Below are 17,673 nucleotides of genomic sequence, written 5' to 3' on the forward strand. Positions count from 1 at the left end.
AGATAGGAAGACTTAGGGATATACTATGTCACGTTTTTTTATTAATCGCCCTATTTTTGCATGGGTGCTGGCTATTTTGGTCATGCTCATCGGGGTGATATCGGTCATCAATCTACCGATCGAACAGTATCCACGTATTGCACCGCCGACGATTTCGGTGAGTGCCAGCTATCCTGGTGCCAACGCCCAGACCGTCGAAGACTCCGTTGTCCAGATCATTGAGCAACGTATGAAGGGCCTTGATGGTCTGATGTATATGTCATCGTCGAGCTCCTCAAACGGTAGCGGCTCTGTGACGCTCACTTTTGAAAACGGCACAGACCCTGATACGGCACAGGTACAAGTACAAAACAAACTACAAGCGGCCATGAGCTCGCTACCTGAGTCGGTGCAGCGTCAAGGCGTCAACGTCAACAAATCCTCCAGTAGCTTTTTGATGGTGCAGGCATTTATTTCTGAAGATGGCAGTATGGATCGTGCTGATATTGCCGATTACATCAACTCAAACGTCGTCGATCAGCTTAGCCGCGTAGAAGGCGTGGGTGAAGTGCAAGTGTTTGGCTCCTCTTATGCCATGCGTATCTGGTTAGATCCTGCGCGATTGCGTAGCTACAACATGGTGCCCTCTGACGTGGTCAGCGCTGTACGCGCGCAGAACGCACAAGTCTCAGCCGGTCAGTTAGGGCAAGCACCTGCTGACACCGAACGACAAGTCATTAACGCCACCGTCACCGTACAGAGCTATCTACAAACTCCTGAAGAGTTTAAAGATATCTTGCTAAAAACAGACACCTCGGGCGCGCAAGTACGCCTCGGCGATGTCGCTGATGTCGAAATCGGTAGTGAAAACTATAGCATCATCTCCTTGTATAACGGTCAAGAAGCGGCAGGTCTAGGTATTTCATTGGCTGCAGGCGCAAACGCGTTAGAGACCCGTGAGGCGGTCGGCGCACGTATGGCGGAGCTTGAGAAAAACTTCCCAGCAGGCCTTATCTCTGTTGTCCCTTACGACACCACGCCGTTTGTGCGTTTGTCTATCGAGCAAGTGGTTCATACACTGATCGAAGCGATCGTGCTGGTATTTATCGTCATGTTTATTTTCTTACAGAACTGGCGCGCCACCATCATTCCTACTCTTGCTGTCCCTGTCGTACTCTTAGGTACGTTTGCGGTGTTGTATGTCGCAGGATTTAGTATCAACGTATTGACGATGTTTGCAATGGTACTGTCCATCGGTCTACTGGTTGATGATGCGATCGTTGTTGTCGAAAACGTAGAGCGAATATTAGAAGAAAACCCTGATATTTCGGTCAAAGATGCAACCGTTCAGTCGATGGGCGAGATCAGTAAGATTGTTATTGGTATTGCGCTGATTTTGTCTGCCGTATTTGTACCGATGGCCTTTTTTGGCGGCTCGACAGGTGTTATTTATCGTCAGTTCTCTATCACCTTGATCACGAGCATGGCGCTGTCAGCCTTGGTGGCATTGGTGTTCACCCCTGCCCTATGTGTGACCTTGCTAAAACGTGGTAAGAGCCATGAAAAAGGCAGTACTGAACAACAAAAAGGCTTCTTTGGCTGGTTCAACCGCGGCTTCTTTAAGCTAAGCCGCTCTTATGAAAACTTCGTCGGCAAAAGTATTCGTTTTAAGTGGTTGTACCTGATCGGCTATGCCGCCATTATCGGTATTATGGCAGTGGTGTTCTTGCGTATTCCAGGTTCGTTTTTGCCAGAAGAAGACCAAGGTATTATGTTTACCTTAGTCCAGCTTCCTGCTGGCTCCACGCTAGATGAAACACAAGACGTGCTCGATAAAGTCAGTAATTATTACGACACACAAGAAGGCGATAATATTGCCTCTGTCTTTACCGTTGCTGGTTTTAGTTTTGCAGGTCAAGGCCAAAACATGGGTCTGGCATTCGTTCGACTGTCAGATTGGGAAGAGCGCTCAGGCGATGAAAACACCGCACAAGCGGTAGCAGATCGCGCGATGGGTTATTTCTTTACCCAGTTAAATGAAGCGCAAGTATTTGCCATCGTGCCGCCAGCCATTACTGAGCTTGGTAATGCCAGTGGTTTTGATTTGATGCTACAAGACAGTGGTAACCTTGGACACGAAGGGTTGCTTGAAGCCCGTAATATGCTCTTAGGCATGGCAGCACAGAACGATAAAGTATCTGGCGTGCGTCCTAACGGTCAAGAAGATTCACCGCAGCTCAAAGTCAATATCAACCAAGAGCAAGCAGCGGCTTATGGCCTATCGCTTGGCAGCATCAATAGTGTTATTTCTACGGCTTGGGGCTCGAGCTATATCAACGACTTCGTCGATCGTGGTCGTATCAAGCGTGTCTATGTTCAAGGTGAAGCCAGTAGCCGTACCAATCCTGATGACATCGGTAAGTGGTATGTACGTAATGATACGGGCGACATGATTTCATTTGATGCATTTTCTAGCAGTGAATGGCAATCAGGGTCACCGCGTCTGACGCGTTATAACAGCTTACCTTCGATGAATATTCAGGGTAGCGCCGCTCCAGGCTTGAGTACTGGTGAAGCGATGAGCTCAATGGAAGCGATGATTGACAAGTTGCCTGAAGGCATCAGCTATGAGTGGACGGGCATGTCATTAGAAGAGCAAAAGTCAGGCGCCCAAGCGCCGATGCTTTATGCGCTTTCAATCCTCGTCGTATTTTTGTGCTTGGCGGCACTATATGAGAGCTGGTCTATCCCCTTCTCTGTCCTATTGGTTATTCCACTTGGGGTATTGGGTGCGGTGATATTTACGTGGTTACGCGGTTTTGCTAACGACATCTACTTGCAAGTGGGTCTACTCACCGTCGTTGGTTTGTCCGCCAAAAACGCCATCTTGATTATTGAATTTGCTAAAGAACACCAAGAAGAAGGCTATAGTCTCAAAGAGGCCGTTATGACCGCAGCACGTCAACGTCTGCGTCCAATTATCATGACCTCACTAGCCTTTGGGCTCGGTGTTGTGCCATTATTCCTCGCCACAGGACCAGGTTCGGGCAGTCAGAATGCTATTGGTACCAGTGTGGTCGGTGGTGTCTTAACCGCTACCTTCCTCGGCATCTTCTTTATTCCTATGTTCTTTATTTGGGTGCGCAGCATGTTCCCTTATAAGGACAATGAAGATCACAATGGTAAAGGGGATGATGATAACCATCCAGGTGGTAACGGCGGCGGTGATAATCCGGCCCCATCTGCCCCTACAGAAGATAAGCAATCATTAACTCCTCCTGCGAGTTATCAGCCTGTAAGCCTTGGAGATAATACACAATGAGCTCTTTATTCTTAACCTCTAACTCAGCCGTAAGAGCGGTAAGCTCTAAAGCTTTACTAGCTACTGGTAAATCATCGCGCCTACTTGGCCTGAGCGTGCTAGCTCTGAGTATGGCCGCTTGCAATACTATCCCTAAAGCAGATACAAGCCCCGTTCTCGCTGAGCCTAACCTGCCTATCGAGCAAGCTTATGGCGCTTTTGGTGATGAGACTGTTAGCACCTCTGAGCAGCCTAGTATCGCCGGACAGCGTTGGCAGGATTTTTATAGCGATGAGCGTCTTAAAGGGTTAATCGCTTTAGGTCTTAGCAACAATAAAGACTTTGAGAGTGCCCGTTTGGCTATCGAAAAAGCGCGAGCGCAGTATCGTATTACTGATATTAATGATTTGCCTGCGATCAACGCCAGTGGCGGCTACACGCGTCAAGCGCAAAATAGCGTCGACAAAAACCCCAATAGCAGCTATAACGTCAACCTAGGCTTGGCCAACTATGAGCTGGATTTTTGGGGCAAAATTGCCAGCTTAAAAGATCAAGCCTTGCAAAATTTCTTAGCGACGAGCGCCGCCAAAGACGCCACGCAAATCAGCCTGATTAGTAACATCGCCCAAAGCTATGCCAACCTAAGCTATAGCTTGGCGCAGCTAAAACTGGCAGAAGCCACTGCTGAGAGCCGTGAGCGCTCGCTGTTTATTGCCGACAAACGCTTTGAAGCTGGGGTCGATCCCAAACTGCCCTCATTACAAGCCAGCGCGTCTTTAGAAAATGCCAGACTGGCGGTACTACGCGCCCAGAGTAGTATTTTGACCTCGCGTAATGCCTTGCAGTATCTGATTGGCGCCCCGATTCCAAATGAGCTGATTCCAGCGCCTGCCGTCAGTAATATCACAAGCCAGCAGATCTTTAATGCCGGCTTGCCAAGTGAGCTGCTGCGTTATCGCCCTGACGTCCTACAAGCAGAGTACAGCCTCAAAGCGGCAGGTGCCAATATCGAAGTGGCACGCGCCTCTTACTTCCCTTCTATCAGCCTAGCCAGTAGTGTGGGCGTGAGTAGTGGTAGTTTGGATGACTTATTTAAGAGCGGCTCGGTGGGCTGGTCGTTTGGCCCAAGTATTAGCGTGCCTATCTTTGATGCAGGTCGCCTAGATGCCAACTACGACGTGGCCAAAATCGAGCGCGAGCAGACCTTGGCAAACTACGAAAAATCTATCCAAACCGCCTTCCGTGAAGTGTCAGATGTATTGGCCACACGTGCGACGCTAGGACAGCAGCTCGAAGCACAGTATCGTCTACAAGACAACTTTGAGCAGACCTATCAGATAGCAGATGCACGCTTTAAGGCTGGTATCGCAAACTATCTAGACGTACTCGATGCCCAGCGCTCGCTGTTCTCAACTCAGCAAGGTATCTTGGATTTGGAGCTACAAAAAATCGTCAGCCAAATCGAGCTATACCAAGCGCTCGGTGGCGGTGCCAACCTTGATGTACCAACAGCCATTCCCGTACCGCATAAAAACTTGGTACAATTGGTCAACTTACCTGCTAGCACCAACAAAGCAAAAGCAGTAAACGCTATCGAGGCTGCCAGCTCAGCACGGGTAGCCTCGCCGCAAGAAGCAGGTGCAATCAAGCAAGCACAGGCCAAAGAGACCGCGAGCTTTGAGCCAACCGCGGTGGTTGATGTCAACGACGATGGTACAACAGATGCTGCAGTCGGGGTGATCACCGAAAAAACCACCTTTGACACCAGTACAGAGACCGTCCCTGTGACCCAGATCGTTGAACCATAAGCAGTCTTAACGAGGGCAAGGCAACACAACGCCCCTCACTCTAACAGTCGATACGTACCATCAGCCCTACCGACTTGGTAGGGCTTTTTGCTTTTGACCGCGGCTATTGGGTATAGTAGTCAAACCATACTAGCCAGCCTCACATAGCCGTATCAGACGACAACGCTTAAAACATGTAAACCCATCAAACAAAACAAATATAAGGAATGATTATGAGCTATACCTTTAACCGTCAATATCCTGCCACTCGCTTGCGCCGCTTGCGTTATAACGACAATGTACGCTCGATGATTCGTGAAGTGGAGCTACACCCCAAACACTTTATCGCCCCTGTTTTTGTCTTAGAAGGCAAAAACCAGCGTGAGGCGATCTCTAGCATGCCAGGAGTCGAGCGTCTATCTATCGATCTGCTGATCGATTATGCCAAAGCGCTATTAAATGAGGGCGTCACAACCATCGATATTTTTCCCGTCATTGACAACGCCCTAAAAACCCCAGACGGCAAAGCAGCCTACGATAAAAATGGCCTGACAGCGCGCGCCGTAAAAGCCGTAAAAGACGCCGTACCAGAAATGGTGGTGATGACTGACGTGGCACTGGACCCGTATACCTCACATGGCCAAGATGGTCTGCTCGACGATAGTGGCTATGTCATCAACGATGACACCATCGAGGTATTGGTCAAGCAAGCCCTTGTCCATGCACAGGCTGGCGCTGATATCATCTCACCAAGTGACATGATGGATGGCCGTATCAAAGCCATGCGTGATGCCTTTGAGAGCGAAGGTCTTGTCAATACCGCTATCATGGCTTATTCTGCCAAATACGCCTCGGCCTATTATGGACCATTCCGTGATGCTGTCGGCAGTGCAGGCAACCTAAAAGGTGGGCACAAAAAACAATACCAAATGGACTTTGGTAACCGCACTGAAGCTTTGCACGAAGTGGCAATGGATATCAATGAAGGCGCGGATATGGTGATGATTAAACCAGGTCAGCCTTATCTGGATTTGATTCGCGAAGTCAAAAACACCTTTGGCATACCGACTTTTGCTTATCAAGTATCTGGCGAATATGCCATGCACATGGCCGCGATTCAAAATGGCTGGCTGACTGATGCGGTGATCCTAGAGTCTTTGATTGGCTTTCGCCGCGCGGGTGCCGACGGCATCTTGACCTATTTTGCCTTAGAGGCAGCGCGTCAGCTAAATAACGCTTAAAGATAAGTTTACTCAGTAGTTTATCTTTCAAAAACGCCCCAGCTCACATCGGTCAGCTGGGGCATTTTTTATTGTGGTATTTTTTTATCAGTATCCGTTAACCTATGTCAGTGAACCTCTTAAACACACAGACAATTTGATAAATGGTCACTTTAAGACAGACTTATGTCTTATCACGCTGATGTGGTGAATGAAAATCAATCGCAGGCCCGACAGGGATGATACGTGTTGGATTGATATTGGCATGACTGCCATAATAGTGCTGCTTGATATGCGTCATATTGACCGTCTCTGCAACGCCTGGCACTTGATACAACTCTCGTAGATAGCCCCATAGATTGGGATAATCAACGATACGGCGTATGTTGCATTTAAAATGACCAAAATACACACTATCAAAACGCACAAGCGTAGTAAATAAACGCCAATCTGCTTCTGTGATCGTCTGGCCGACCAAGTAGCGCTGCTGCGACAAGCGCGCCTCGAGCATGTCTAACGCCTCAAATAGCGCTGTCACTGCCTCTTCATAAGCAGCTTGCGTGGTAGCAAACCCTGCCTTATAGACGCCATTGTTTACCGCTGTATAGACCCTATCGTTGATCTCATCGATTTCGGCCAACTTCTCTGCTGGCAAAAAGTTACCAGCACGCGCGCCGACCTCATCAAAGGCGGTGTTAAACATACGGATGATCTCTGATGACTCATTGCTGACGATGGTGTTGGTTTTTTTATCCCACAAGATAGGCACCGTGACGCGCCCTGTATAATCAGGCTTCGCCGCAACGTATATCTCATAAGCATAATCGGCATCGTGTAGCGGATCAGCAATCACGCCCTCGCCTGCGGCAAACGTCCAGCCCTTATCACCCATAAACGGATGCACGACCGACAACGACACCATATCCTCCAAGCCCTTGAGCTTACGATAAAGGGTGGTGCGATGCGCCCAAGGGCAAGCCAGTGATACATATAGATGATAACGGTTTGGCTCGGCTTTAAAACCGCCCACCCCTGATGGGCCTGCGCTACCGTCTGCGGTCACCCAGTTTCTAAAGCCTGCGTCCTCACGCTGAAAACGGCCCCCACTGGATTTTGTGTCATACCACTGATCTTGCCACTCTCCCTCGACTAATAACCCCATAATCTATCCCACTCTACATTAATATCATCATAGCCTTGTCACCGTCATCATTGAGTCCTGACATCAAACAAAACAGTCTGTAAAACGACCTCTGATCAAAACCATTGCTCTTTTATGACAACCACTGAGCCATTATGACAACCATAGTAACATCAATGCCGGTGATATCTCTATGCAGCTTTATTCTTAATGCTTATCACCCACAAAACACCAGCCAAGCGCATCAGATAAATCGCTGACAGTCGCCAAACTGTAGAGGAAAGTCCATAAAAAGCTTCAATATCGAAGGAATTATAAGTATTTTCATAATAATTCAATTTTTTTATAAAAAAGGCTTGCAAAGTCTTAAAAACTTGCTAAAATGCTCAACCTAAATAGGCGTATAGCTCAGTTGGTTAGAGCGCTACCTTGACATGGTAGAGGTCGTTGGTTCGAATCCGATTACGCCTACCAGATTCGAAAGCCCCAATCTTTTTGATTGGGGCTTTTTTTATCCGTGAAATATGAGCTGTAGCGGAAAATACTTGTCTACATCGACTCATAATCATGATTACACAAACAGATTTAAATCATTTAAAAAAGTGACGGTGACCAAATGGTGACCGACCCTTTGTAACTATCCCCTAAAATAACACAGCTCAAACGTAGAGTTTCTTATAAAATACCCATAAGGAGTTTTGATATGAGCAAACGAATGACTGAGACCCAAATCGTATCGATATTAAAAGAAGCAGAAGCTGGGATACCTGCTAAAGAGCTGTGCCGTAAATACGGGGTAGCTAGCTCGACTTTTATAATGAGGAACGTTAAGAAACAGTCAGTATAGGGCGGTTGCCAGCAGATTTGATAAGCTCAAGCAGAGTTATGAAAATACGGTCGCTCTTGCTTGTGCTTATATCTGGCTCAAATTATGAATGTTCAACACGCCCTAATGATAAGCTGGTAAATAAGCTATTCTGAAAAATACATGTAAAACGCATCTCTCTAAAACAAAACTTGTAAAAGCTCTACTGATTGTCTTAGAATGGCATTGTTAAAAATCCTGTCTATTTTGTTAAGCCTTCTTTCTAAATTGCATCAACTTTAGGGTTTAGTCGAACAGGTCAACTTATCCATATATGTTACTTATACAGCATTCATAATGCTGAAAACACGATGACCCTATCATGTCTACTAAGCATCGAAAGCTTGTTTTACGATATTCATCACCAGTAACGATGTGGTTTGGCATGTTGGTCGCATGTTTCGCTTGGATCATGCACATCACGCTTTTTCTAACACCTTTATGGGACGATAACCCTCACTTAGGTCATGGCGTCTGTGCTGAGCTTGCACCAGTAGTATCGGTCATCAAACAGTATGAGCAAATACAGACTGATATTGCGCACACCAATCATCACATACCCATTGATAGTGCCGCTCATCATTTACCACACCAAGCATCGACTGCGACCGTTAAGCCTATAATAACGGTTGACGCCGCATCTTCGCAGGCAGCCTTATATAACAAAGATAAGGTTGAACGCTCTGAATCTAACCCTAATGCCGTCAAATACCATGGCTGCGACCTTTGCACTGCCATGTCTGCGGCACTATTACCAGTCACTTTTACACATACTGACTCGGCTTTGATTGAGCTGTCTCCTGTCTCAGTCACATTTTTATATCGCTCACATAGTTATTATTCGGTTAGTTTTCTAAGACCCCTCGCACGCGCTCCTCCACTAGTCACATCCATATAATCATTCACATTTATAGGCCAATATTTTTAGAGCATTAATAACGATACTCCCCATCAACGCACCTACTTGGCATGTTGATTGAGGTGCTGGTATACGCTTGCTTAAAAAAACCATGCTCAAAATGCTATCTCTTTATATCGAGAAACATTCAGTAAATGCTTACTCTAAGCCCATAAGTGGCTTGTCTGACATTCTATCTTGGTAAAAACTGAATAATCGATTTCATAAAATATTTTTGCAAATTTCTAGGAACATAAGATGTCATCTTCATCAATAAACGTTGTACCTATTTTAAAACTAAGTGTTTTAGCCTTGTCTTTGTTGCATATCAGTAGCGCTTATGCCGATTCTACAACCGTAAAGGCGTATACGCATACTACGGATGATGAGCCACATATCCGATTGCCAGAAATCGTCGTTTATGCGAAGCCATCTAGTACCGATGCCCTTGGAACAGCAGCCAGCATTAATCAAAAATTTATTAGCAGCAAACAAGTGGCAAGCAGTGATACAGCCACTATACTGACAAAAATACCCGGTCTGAATGTACAAAGTGCTGGTGGTATCTCAAACCTACCTGTGATGAGAGGCTTGGCGGACAATCGTCTACGTGTTTTAGTAGATGGTGTTGACTCAATCGCCTCTTGTCCAAATAGTATGAACTCACCCCTTTCTTATATCGCACCAAGCTCTGTAGATGAAACCACCGTCTATGCAGGTGTGACGCCTGTGAGTGTCGGTGGTAATAGTATTGGTGGCACTATCGTTGTCGAAACAGCAGAGCCTGTCTTTTCAACGGATAGCGACATACTAACTTTAGGTGAGATTGGCACATTTTATCGTAGCAATGGTGATGCTTATGGTGCCAACTTGTCGACCACAGCGGCAAACGATCAACTTAGCCTCACCTATAAAGGCAGCTTCGCACAAGCAGATAATTATAAAGCTGGTGGTAGTTTTAAATCTTATACCCAAACAGGGAACCCTAATAAAACATTAGCAAAGGACGAAGTTGGTTCAACCGCTTATGAGAGCAAAAATCAATCATTAGACATTGCTTATAAGAATGGTAATCATCTGCTACAAGGTACTTATCTGTGGCAAAACGTACCAAAAGAACTATATCCAAACCAGCGGATGGACATGCTCGACAATCAGCTTGACCGTATTAATCTACGCTATCAAGGAGAGTTAAACTGGGGACAGTTAGAAGCACAGGCCTATCATGAAGATGTCGATCACTATATGAATTTTGGAGAAGACAAACAGTTCTTGTACGGTGCCGCCAAAGGTATGCCTATGAGTACCAACAGCAAGACGATTGGAACCAATTTAAAAGCGATTGTCGACTTAGCTGAGCAAGGCACACTTAATATAGGGGCTGAATATCAAGACTATACGCTTGATGACACGTGGGCAGCATCTGGCAACGGTATGATGTCGCCAAACAAATTTCAAAATATCAACAATGGTCAACGTCAGCGTATCAGCATCTATGGCGAATGGGAAAAAGACATCTCTCCTGAATGGACAACTCAGCTTGGTACCCGCTACGAAAACGTACGTACCAGTGCTGATGAAGTACATGGCTATCAAGTCGGTGGTCAAAACAATATGACCAATCAGTTGCGAGATAGCGCTAACTTTAATGCCAGCGACCGTAGTACCACTGACCACAACATCGACGTAACCGCGATCGCCCGCTACAACATTGATGCACAAAAAATCTTAGAACTGGGGCTGTCGCATAAAGAACGCACACCCAGCCTCTATGAACGCTATACGTGGTCGACATGGCCCATGGCGGCTGTCATGAATAATACTGTTGGAGATGGCAATGGCTATTTTGGTGATCCCAATCTGAGTCCTGAAAAATCAAATACCCTATCAGCTACCTTAGACTGGCGCGCTGATGATGACAGCTGGGGTATTAAAGCCACACCTTATTATTCATATATTGATGACTATGTTGATGCCGTACAGTGGAATCGTATGACCAATACAGCGGCGGGTACTCAAACAACTAATCAATATAATGTACTGCGCTATACCAACCAAGATGCTGAGATATATGGTATAGATATCTCAGCCAATCAGGAGTTGGCAGCAAATGCTTGGGGGTACTGGGATATAGTAGGCTCTTTAAGCTATACCAAAGGGGAAAATAAAGACAGCGGCTCAGACTTATATAACATCATGCCATTTAATGGCAGTGTCGCCCTGAATCGGGAAAATAACGGTTGGACAAACCAAATCGAAGTGGTGGGTGTCGCGGCTAAAAAGGATGTATCCACCCCTCGCAACGAAATTAAAACCGCGGGTTATGGTCTCTTAAACCTCAGTACGGGCTATCAGTTTAAAGAGGTCGCAATTGAGGCTGGTATCGATAACGTATTTGATAAAAACTATGCATTACCTCTAGGGGGCGCATACATGGGTCAAGGTAGAACCATGTCTATGAATAAGGAGATAGATGGCAGCTCTAACTGGGGCACATCTGTCCCTGGCGTGGGGCGCTCGTTCTATATAGGTGTCAACTATAAGTTTTAGTTGTCATTAAGATAGATTTCTAACTTTTTTATACCATTTCCAAAAATGAGAATAACAAAGAAAACTTGGGTGATATGACCACTAACAGGTTTAATAAGTCACACAAGGCTAATCGTATTTTTGGATTTGGTATTATTTTATGGAACCATCTTTAAGACTATAGTATTTTTCACTGCGACAGTTTATATAAGGTTTTGGGGCTGTCCTAGATAAGTAAAATTATTTAGGATAGCACTATGAGAAAGAGTAAACTAAGTTGGTATAAACAAAGCAGACTCAACGAGCTATTTGTTGCTGGTTCTACAGCCAGAACAGCAGCAAGCTTAGTTGGTATTAATAAAACCACAGCCAGTTGTTACTTTCATAGGCTACGAGTGCTTATTTACGCGAATAGCCAAGACCCTGGTCTATTTGAAGGCGAAATCGAAGTAGACGAATCATACTTTGGTGGTACTCGTAAAGGCAAGCGAGGGCGAGGTGCTGGTAGCAAAGTGCCCGTGTTTGGTCTATTAAAGCGTAATGGCAAGGTCTACGCTTTTATTATACCCAATGCTAAAGCAGATACTTTGATTCCTATCATAAGAGAAAAAGTGAAGCCTGATAGCATTGTTTATACTGTCTCATTTAAAAGCTATAACGCATCAGATGTCAGTGAGTTTACTCATTATCGTATCAACCACCCCAAAACCTTTGTTAATGACAAGAATCGCATTAACGGTATAGAGAACTTCTGGAACCAAGCTAAACGGCATCTACGCAAGTTTAACGGAGTTCCAAAAGAGCATTTTCACCTCTATTTAAAGGAATGTGAGTGGCGTTTTAATCACAGTGACCCAAAGTCGCAATTACTACAATTAAAACAATGGGTTAAACAGGGTTTGAACTAGTTATCTAGGACAGCCCCATCCGTTTTATATGAATACGGGACTCAAAAAAGAAGACCTTATCGCCACCAAAACCGCCAATTCGTTCTTTGTAGGTATCGCTCAGATAGGTAGTTATACTTTTTTTGGTATCTTGACCGCGCAGCTTTGGATATATGGTTTGGTATTAGGATTAGGCGCTATCGCCGGTAATGTCATTGGCAAGCGCTTTTTGGCGGGCATGAGTGTGAAGCAGTTTCGCGTCATGCTGATTTTACTCATGGTAGTCAGTGGTTTGGTAATGATCGTACAGAATATAGAGTGGTGGCTTTAATAGTGTTTACTTCTATAAAACAGATGTATCATCGATAAAAACCCTTAGTGAATATCACCTTCACTAAGGGTTAGTGGCTATCTTAACGTTTACAGTAGTCTAGGACAGCGCATTGGCTGTTTTGCTCATAGCCGTCACTAACGGATCAAGATATTTATAGCGCTTTTGATTAAGCAAAGATGACGTCTCTAAGCTGACTGGTTTATCTATGTTTAGATAATCAAATAGCGCTTGCGCCGCTTGTTTACCAGAGGTGGCTGCTTGCTCCATCGTTGGGATTTTCCAGCGCCCAGTCACTGAGATAATCTCGCCAGCTAACACTATATTGTCCCACTGCGTCGCAGTATCAATCAGCTCGTCATCGGCATTACGTACGTAGATTTGCGCTAAGTTAACCCAGCGCTTACCGTTCTCTTGCAAGATACCCATCTCCGCCGTTTCGATATCAGCATAGTCTTGCCAATCCTCGGTATAGCGTAGATTGATAGCGTCAATAGAGCCGCCTTTTGCAATAGCTTTACGCTCGGCGGCATCGGTGATACCTAGCTGATAAAGGATTTCCTCGGCAGCTTCCTCAGGGCTACACTCCATAAAGCGCTTGCCAAACAGCGAGCCTTTATTAAACGGTGAGCTACAAGTGGCCGATAGGTTATAGTCAAAGCCGTCAGGAAACTCAACATCCTGCCAAAAGCCGTCACGGTGCTGAATTTGAAAGACGATATTCCACGGCGCATCAAAGCATAGGTTGTACGACTTACCCAAAAATGGCTCAAAAACTTTTGGCACTTCGCTCAACGGATACTGAGTGCCAAACGACCATTCATCGTTGAACGGCTTTTTGACTTGCGGCATGAGCCCCAGTTTCCACAGCACCTCATGCGGTAGCGCCATTACTGCCGCATCAAAACGCTGGTCTTGCAGGGTATGTTGTAATTGACTGTCACTTGCTTGAATATCTATGCTCAGCTGCTCGTTATCATGGTGATGCAGATTGACTATCCGTGTTTGGGTGATGAATTTGACCCCGCGCTTTTTTAGCTTATCAACTAACGCGTCAATGACTTTGGATGTGGGACGATTAAAGCAGTAGGACTTAGAAGCCACGCCTTTTGGCAGCACAGGCGCGTCAAGCATCGGCAGGAACATCAGTACAAAGCTGTCCATGATATCGACCGCTTTACTATGCATGCGCGCGCCCGTCAAAATCCCGAACCAATTGGTTATAAAGCGTTTAGTATGCGCGTCAAAGTCATCGATACCGATAATGTCGCCTGCTTTTTTATGAGCCATTGCTGCACGCTCTTCATCAGAGGCATTGACGTGATGGACGATGCGCTGCACGAGTTGCAGCATGTCTTTTTTGTTGAGATTAAAGGTCTCAATCATCGACTCAATAGTCGCCAAATCTAACGACGCGCGTCTATCGACAGCGACTTTGTTACCGCTATTTTTGCTCTGTATCTTTTCGTCATCAAGCGCGTTATTACCACTTTGATAAAACTGATAGTTATCAACAGGCGTCAACATATGCAATAAGCTCGCCCGATCAAAGAGATTAAACAAAGAAAAATAAGTCGAGCTTAAAGCACGAATAGAGTGCTCTTCAAAACGCTGCGCCTCTTCATTAAAATACCCAATCATTTTGCCACCGCAGCGCGCACGAGACTCCACAACAGTAATCTCTAGATTTGGGTCTTCGGACAGCTCAAAAGCGGCAGTTAGCCCCGAGATACCGCCGCCTGCGATAAGTATTTTACGGTTCGTAGTAGACATAGTTATACCTCGTTATTTTTATAAGTGTTATATCTTTGTTGATAACTTTGTTTGGCTCTTTGGCTGTAACAGCCTAAGGCGCTATTGAGCGTTAGACCCTACACCGCCGTTAGCTTTGATCCAGTTTTGCATCTGCTCAATCTTTGGCTGCTGAGCGGCAATAATCTCTTGCGCCAATTGTAGCATCTCCGGATCTTTTCCATACTCAAGCTGTACCTCAGCCATATCTACCGCGCCTCTATGGTGGGGGAGCATACCGCGTGCAAAGGCCATGTCGGGATTAGGGTCGGTAATACCAAGCGTCATCTCACCATGCATATCATTCATACCAAAGGGTAATCTTTAAAACAATATATATTTGAGCCTTTCTCATTATCAAGCTGTGAGGCCGCACAGCTTCCACAACTCTTTAACACCATTAGAGACAGAGAGACGCTACTTTAATCAAAACCTCTTATCAGGTGTCTAAAATTAGTTGACCACTACATTTGAAGGTGGTCTACTGTTATTGTTCTTTCCAATGATTGCGTGGTATTTAAGTATTAGCTTATGGGACGCGTTTATGATGGGTATCTCTTATAAGCTGTCCAAATTTATTGTGTCCCTACAGAGCGACTTATACTCACCTTTTACGACGCCCGCCAATACACTTTCATAACCATATCTTGGCGAGATAAATCAAACTTAGTCTTTAATTGGCGCCTTAATACTTTGGCATCAGCTGCGCTAAGCGCGCCCCAAACCTTCTCTATAAGAATAGAGCCGTCTTCTAAACGTGTATCTATAGCTGAGACAATAGCATCCGGAAGATCAATAGAAGGTGTATTCAAAATATGTACTATATTGTCTTGTTTAAAATTATCAATCTGTGCCAATGTCTGACTTAATTCAATATCTTGTAGATAAGCCGTATCTGCATCATCATTAGTGACGACAATGACGATTGGCGCTATCGTATTTTGCCAATTTTCTATTAAATTAGCGACTGTTGGTATAGACGTTTCGTCACAAATAAGCAGACACTGACCCTCATTTAAATGTGCAATTTTTTCTGGATAATCGCGTACACTTTTAAGTTGTGTTCCTGCTTGAACCGCTCTCGCCCAATTACCACCAGGTGTATCACCATGAATATAAGTATCCACCCAGCCTTGTACTTGCTGAGTTTCTGCGTCTTGCCATGCTTTTCGCAAGGTATAATAGCGCTGTAATTTCTCCGGAGCGTTATCAGGGGCGTTGGCAGATTCACTACTGATTGATATGCCACTATTCATTTCAAACAGATAAGCATATCCTGCATGATTCAGTGGCGAATCAGCAGGCGCAGTTACGACCAATCGATACATATTTGGACTGGCGTAATAACTATCAATCACAGTGAAATAACGCACTTGCTGTTTTATCGCAAGCTTGCCAAGTTTCTTTGAAGCCACCTGCAAGAGGTTAATATATTGCGACTTCAAAGTAACCGTTTCATCAATCACATTTTCAAATTCAATAAAGAATTGCTTGACCACATCAGGCAACGATTCAGCGTTATGACTTGGTAGACTTTCTGAGTTTTGAGCTGCTGCTTCGAGCAATAATCCATCGCTATAAACCTCTGCCACAACAACTGCTACATCATTACTGAGCTTAGTGTCAGCAAATGCCTCCACAAACATAGCCAGCTCATCTTGGTGTTCATCATTGACATGGTTCATGAACTTTATTTTAGCCGCCACGGGTAATGGCACTTTGTCTGTATAACGTTGATCAAAAGCTTGGGACATAATGCACCCTTTATAAAAAATTAGTTTTATAAAAAAGACAAGGCGCTTAATTCACTCAATGCGCCTCATTGATTAGGCTTGTAACCTAACAAGCCATGACTATTTCTAAAATTTAGCAGTCGCTGGTACTGACATAAAAAGTAACGATAAAACAGAATAGCATAGCGCAGATAGTCGGAAATGCGAGGATTGATTGGAGGCATTATTAATCAAGTGAGAATTACTTAAAGCCATAGTAGATAACCCATTGGGTTTGTTGGTGGTTTTAAAAACAGATCACGATTAAACGGAAACGACTCTGGCTTCATCTAGTGAAGTCAGAGCCTGTTCTTACCAGTTAGAACTCAACAACTAAAATCCTCTAGCATTATCACTAGTCACGGTATAAAAGATATTAAAAGCACTATTAGCACCAGTTTTGATAACTTTACCATCTACCGTTGCACTGGCTTCGAAATTAACACCTCCACCTGCGCTTTCACCACTGGCAATATTGGGTAGCGTCAGTGAGCGCAAAACCACTTTTTTATCAGTCACTGCGGTGTCTCGCTTGGTCAGCTTCGTACCGCGCGGTTTGACAACCTCCCCTTTGATCACTGCTTTAGACAAATCATCATAAATAATGTCAAAGTCTAATAACTGCGCCTGCTTAAGCTGAGCTTGTCCGTTTACAACAGGGATACCGATGAGCGACTTACTGCCGCGGTGAATCATGCGATTGTCTATCACTTTGCCATTATCCAGCGCTCGTGCTTCAGCAGCAACTGAGCTGGTACGATTCATCAGCATGACTTTATAACCTGGTACCGCAACTTTACCTTTTCCATCAAAAATATCAGCGACCAATTCTGGTGCATTTTTCGCTTCATTAATGACTACTCGCGCAGCGCTTTCAGAAACAGGATAGTCTTTGCCGTCAATCGTCAAATAACGAGTATCAGCATAGCTGCTTTGCGTTTTCATCAGACCCGTGGTGACAGCATTAGAGGGCGTTGCGCTCGATGATGACATCGTATTTTGACAGCCTGCGACTCCCAAAGATAATAGGGCAATAGATAAAATACAAACTTTAGATAATGGGTTTTTGCTGAAACATGAGTGAGTTGAACGTGACATAATTTAATCTCATAAGAAGGATTTTTGTGAAATACAGAATCATTAGAAAGCAGTATTATTGATAATGATTATCA

General features: G+C 44.9%; 13 protein-coding genes, 1 tRNA gene and 2 pseudogenes. 10 read left to right on the top strand and 6 right to left on the bottom strand.

What is annotated here, in order from left to right:
• Positions 1-25: 25 nt before the first annotated feature.
• From ACNFVB_RS09945 to hemB, 3 genes are all read left to right on the top strand, one after another.
• The gene (locus ACNFVB_RS09945; RefSeq protein ID WP_430737377.1) at positions 26-3,301 is read left to right on the top strand and encodes an efflux RND transporter permease subunit; all 3,276 of its coding nucleotides are present in this window, start codon (positions 26-28) and stop codon (positions 3,299-3,301) included.
• Positions 3,298-5,088: an efflux transporter outer membrane subunit gene (locus ACNFVB_RS09950; protein WP_334222313.1), complete on the top strand. Its 1,791-nt coding sequence runs from the start codon at positions 3,298-3,300 to the stop codon at positions 5,086-5,088. Before ACNFVB_RS09945 ends, ACNFVB_RS09950 begins: the two co-directional genes overlap by 4 nt.
• A gap of 212 nt (positions 5,089-5,300) precedes the next feature.
• A complete protein-coding gene (gene hemB / locus ACNFVB_RS09955; RefSeq protein WP_430737378.1) occupies positions 5,301-6,308 on the top strand; it encodes a porphobilinogen synthase in 1,008 nt (335 codons plus the stop codon).
• Between the two features lie 163 nt (positions 6,309-6,471).
• Here the strand turns inward: hemB and ACNFVB_RS09960 are convergent, their stop codons facing one another.
• On the bottom strand, positions 6,472-7,449 hold the full coding sequence (locus ACNFVB_RS09960) for a glutathione S-transferase family protein (protein WP_430737379.1): 978 nt from the start codon (positions 7,447-7,449) through the stop codon (positions 6,472-6,474).
• 376 nt (positions 7,450-7,825) lie between these two features.
• Here ACNFVB_RS09960 and ACNFVB_RS09965 point away from each other — a divergent pair.
• The 3 genes and pseudogenes from ACNFVB_RS09965 to ACNFVB_RS09975 form a co-directional block, all read left to right on the top strand.
• Positions 7,826-7,902, top strand: a tRNA-Val gene (locus ACNFVB_RS09965).
• Positions 7,903-8,131: 229 nt separating this feature from the next.
• Positions 8,132-8,239, top strand: a pseudogene (locus ACNFVB_RS09970) (transposase); the annotation flags it as partial.
• Between the two features lie 19 nt (positions 8,240-8,258).
• A pseudogene (locus tag ACNFVB_RS09975) lies at positions 8,259-8,363 on the top strand (IS5/IS1182 family transposase); the annotation flags it as partial.
• A 390-nt stretch (positions 8,364-8,753) separates the two neighbouring features.
• On the opposite strand, the gene ACNFVB_RS09980 reads toward ACNFVB_RS09975, so the two are convergent.
• A complete protein-coding gene (locus tag ACNFVB_RS09980; RefSeq protein WP_430737380.1) occupies positions 8,754-8,876 on the bottom strand; it encodes a hypothetical protein in 123 nt (40 codons plus the stop codon).
• A 573-nt stretch (positions 8,877-9,449) separates the two neighbouring features.
• On the opposite strand from ACNFVB_RS09980, the gene ACNFVB_RS09985 reads away from it, so the two are divergent.
• The 3 genes from ACNFVB_RS09985 (at position 9,450) to ACNFVB_RS09995 (ending at position 12,938) form a co-directional block, all read left to right on the top strand.
• On the top strand, positions 9,450-11,741 hold the full coding sequence (locus ACNFVB_RS09985) for a TonB-dependent receptor (RefSeq protein ID WP_430737381.1): 2,292 nt from the start codon (positions 9,450-9,452) through the stop codon (positions 11,739-11,741).
• Between the two features lie 236 nt (positions 11,742-11,977).
• Positions 11,978-12,628, top strand: coding sequence for an IS1595 family transposase (locus ACNFVB_RS09990; RefSeq protein ID WP_430737382.1), 651 nt, complete (start codon positions 11,978-11,980; stop codon positions 12,626-12,628).
• Between the two features lie 28 nt (positions 12,629-12,656).
• Positions 12,657-12,938, top strand: coding sequence for a TSUP family transporter (locus ACNFVB_RS09995; protein WP_430737383.1), 282 nt, complete (start codon positions 12,657-12,659; stop codon positions 12,936-12,938).
• A 99-nt stretch (positions 12,939-13,037) separates the two neighbouring features.
• On the opposite strand, the gene ACNFVB_RS10000 is transcribed toward ACNFVB_RS09995, so the two are convergent.
• Together ACNFVB_RS10000 and copM are read right to left on the bottom strand one after the other, a co-directional pair.
• Positions 13,038-14,711 carry an FAD-dependent oxidoreductase gene (locus ACNFVB_RS10000; protein WP_430737384.1) on the bottom strand — a complete coding sequence of 558 codons (1,674 nt, stop codon included), beginning with the start codon at positions 14,709-14,711 and terminating at the stop codon, positions 13,038-13,040.
• Between the two features lie 81 nt (positions 14,712-14,792).
• Complete coding sequence (gene copM, locus ACNFVB_RS10005; protein WP_430737385.1) at positions 14,793-15,038, bottom strand: CopM family metallochaperone; 246 nt, start codon at positions 15,036-15,038, stop codon at positions 14,793-14,795.
• A 148-nt stretch (positions 15,039-15,186) separates the two neighbouring features.
• Here copM and ACNFVB_RS10010 point away from each other — a divergent pair, with 148 nt between their 5' ends.
• The gene (locus ACNFVB_RS10010) at positions 15,187-15,369 is read left to right on the top strand and encodes a chlorhexidine efflux transporter (protein WP_430737386.1); all 183 of its coding nucleotides are present in this window, start codon (positions 15,187-15,189) and stop codon (positions 15,367-15,369) included.
• Here the strand turns inward: ACNFVB_RS10010 and ACNFVB_RS10015 are convergent.
• Both ACNFVB_RS10015 and ACNFVB_RS10020 read right to left on the bottom strand, forming a co-directional pair.
• Positions 15,341-16,483, bottom strand: a complete 1,143-nt coding sequence (locus ACNFVB_RS10015) for a siderophore-interacting protein (RefSeq protein ID WP_430737387.1) — start codon at positions 16,481-16,483, stop codon at positions 15,341-15,343. The genes ACNFVB_RS10010 and ACNFVB_RS10015 overlap by 29 nt on opposite strands.
• Before the next feature lie 351 nt (positions 16,484-16,834).
• A complete protein-coding gene (locus ACNFVB_RS10020; protein ID WP_430737388.1) occupies positions 16,835-17,494 on the bottom strand; it encodes a hypothetical protein in 660 nt (219 codons plus the stop codon).
• Positions 17,495-17,673: the final 179 nt, after the last annotated feature.

This window comes from Psychrobacter sp. VH5 (assembly GCF_050572635.1).
Lineage (GTDB): Bacteria > Pseudomonadota > Gammaproteobacteria > Pseudomonadales > Moraxellaceae > Psychrobacter > Psychrobacter celer.

Coding starts and splice junctions, on each gene's coding strand:
- ACNFVB_RS10020 (WP_430737388.1), bottom strand. CDS start 17,494: ATGTCATCATCGAGCGCAACGCCCTCTAATGCTGTCACCACGGGTCTG.
- ACNFVB_RS09995 (WP_430737383.1), top strand. CDS start 12,657: ATGAATACGGGACTCAAAAAAGAAGACCTTATCGCCACCAAAACCGCC.
- ACNFVB_RS10015 (WP_430737387.1), bottom strand. CDS start 16,483: ATGTCCCAAGCTTTTGATCAACGTTATACAGACAAAGTGCCATTACCC.
- ACNFVB_RS09985 (WP_430737381.1), top strand. CDS start 9,450: ATGTCATCTTCATCAATAAACGTTGTACCTATTTTAAAACTAAGTGTT.
- ACNFVB_RS09960 (WP_430737379.1), bottom strand. CDS start 7,449: ATGGGGTTATTAGTCGAGGGAGAGTGGCAAGATCAGTGGTATGACACA.
- hemB (WP_430737378.1), top strand. CDS start 5,301: ATGAGCTATACCTTTAACCGTCAATATCCTGCCACTCGCTTGCGCCGC.
- ACNFVB_RS09980 (WP_430737380.1), bottom strand. CDS start 8,876: ATGATGAGCGGCACTATCAATGGGTATGTGATGATTGGTGTGCGCAAT.
- ACNFVB_RS09945 (WP_430737377.1), top strand. CDS start 26: ATGTCACGTTTTTTTATTAATCGCCCTATTTTTGCATGGGTGCTGGCT.
- copM (WP_430737385.1), bottom strand. CDS start 15,038: ATGAATGATATGCATGGTGAGATGACGCTTGGTATTACCGACCCTAAT.
- ACNFVB_RS09990 (WP_430737382.1), top strand. CDS start 11,978: ATGAGAAAGAGTAAACTAAGTTGGTATAAACAAAGCAGACTCAACGAG.
- ACNFVB_RS10000 (WP_430737384.1), bottom strand. CDS start 14,711: ATGTCTACTACGAACCGTAAAATACTTATCGCAGGCGGCGGTATCTCG.
- ACNFVB_RS09950 (WP_334222313.1), top strand. CDS start 3,298: ATGAGCTCTTTATTCTTAACCTCTAACTCAGCCGTAAGAGCGGTAAGC.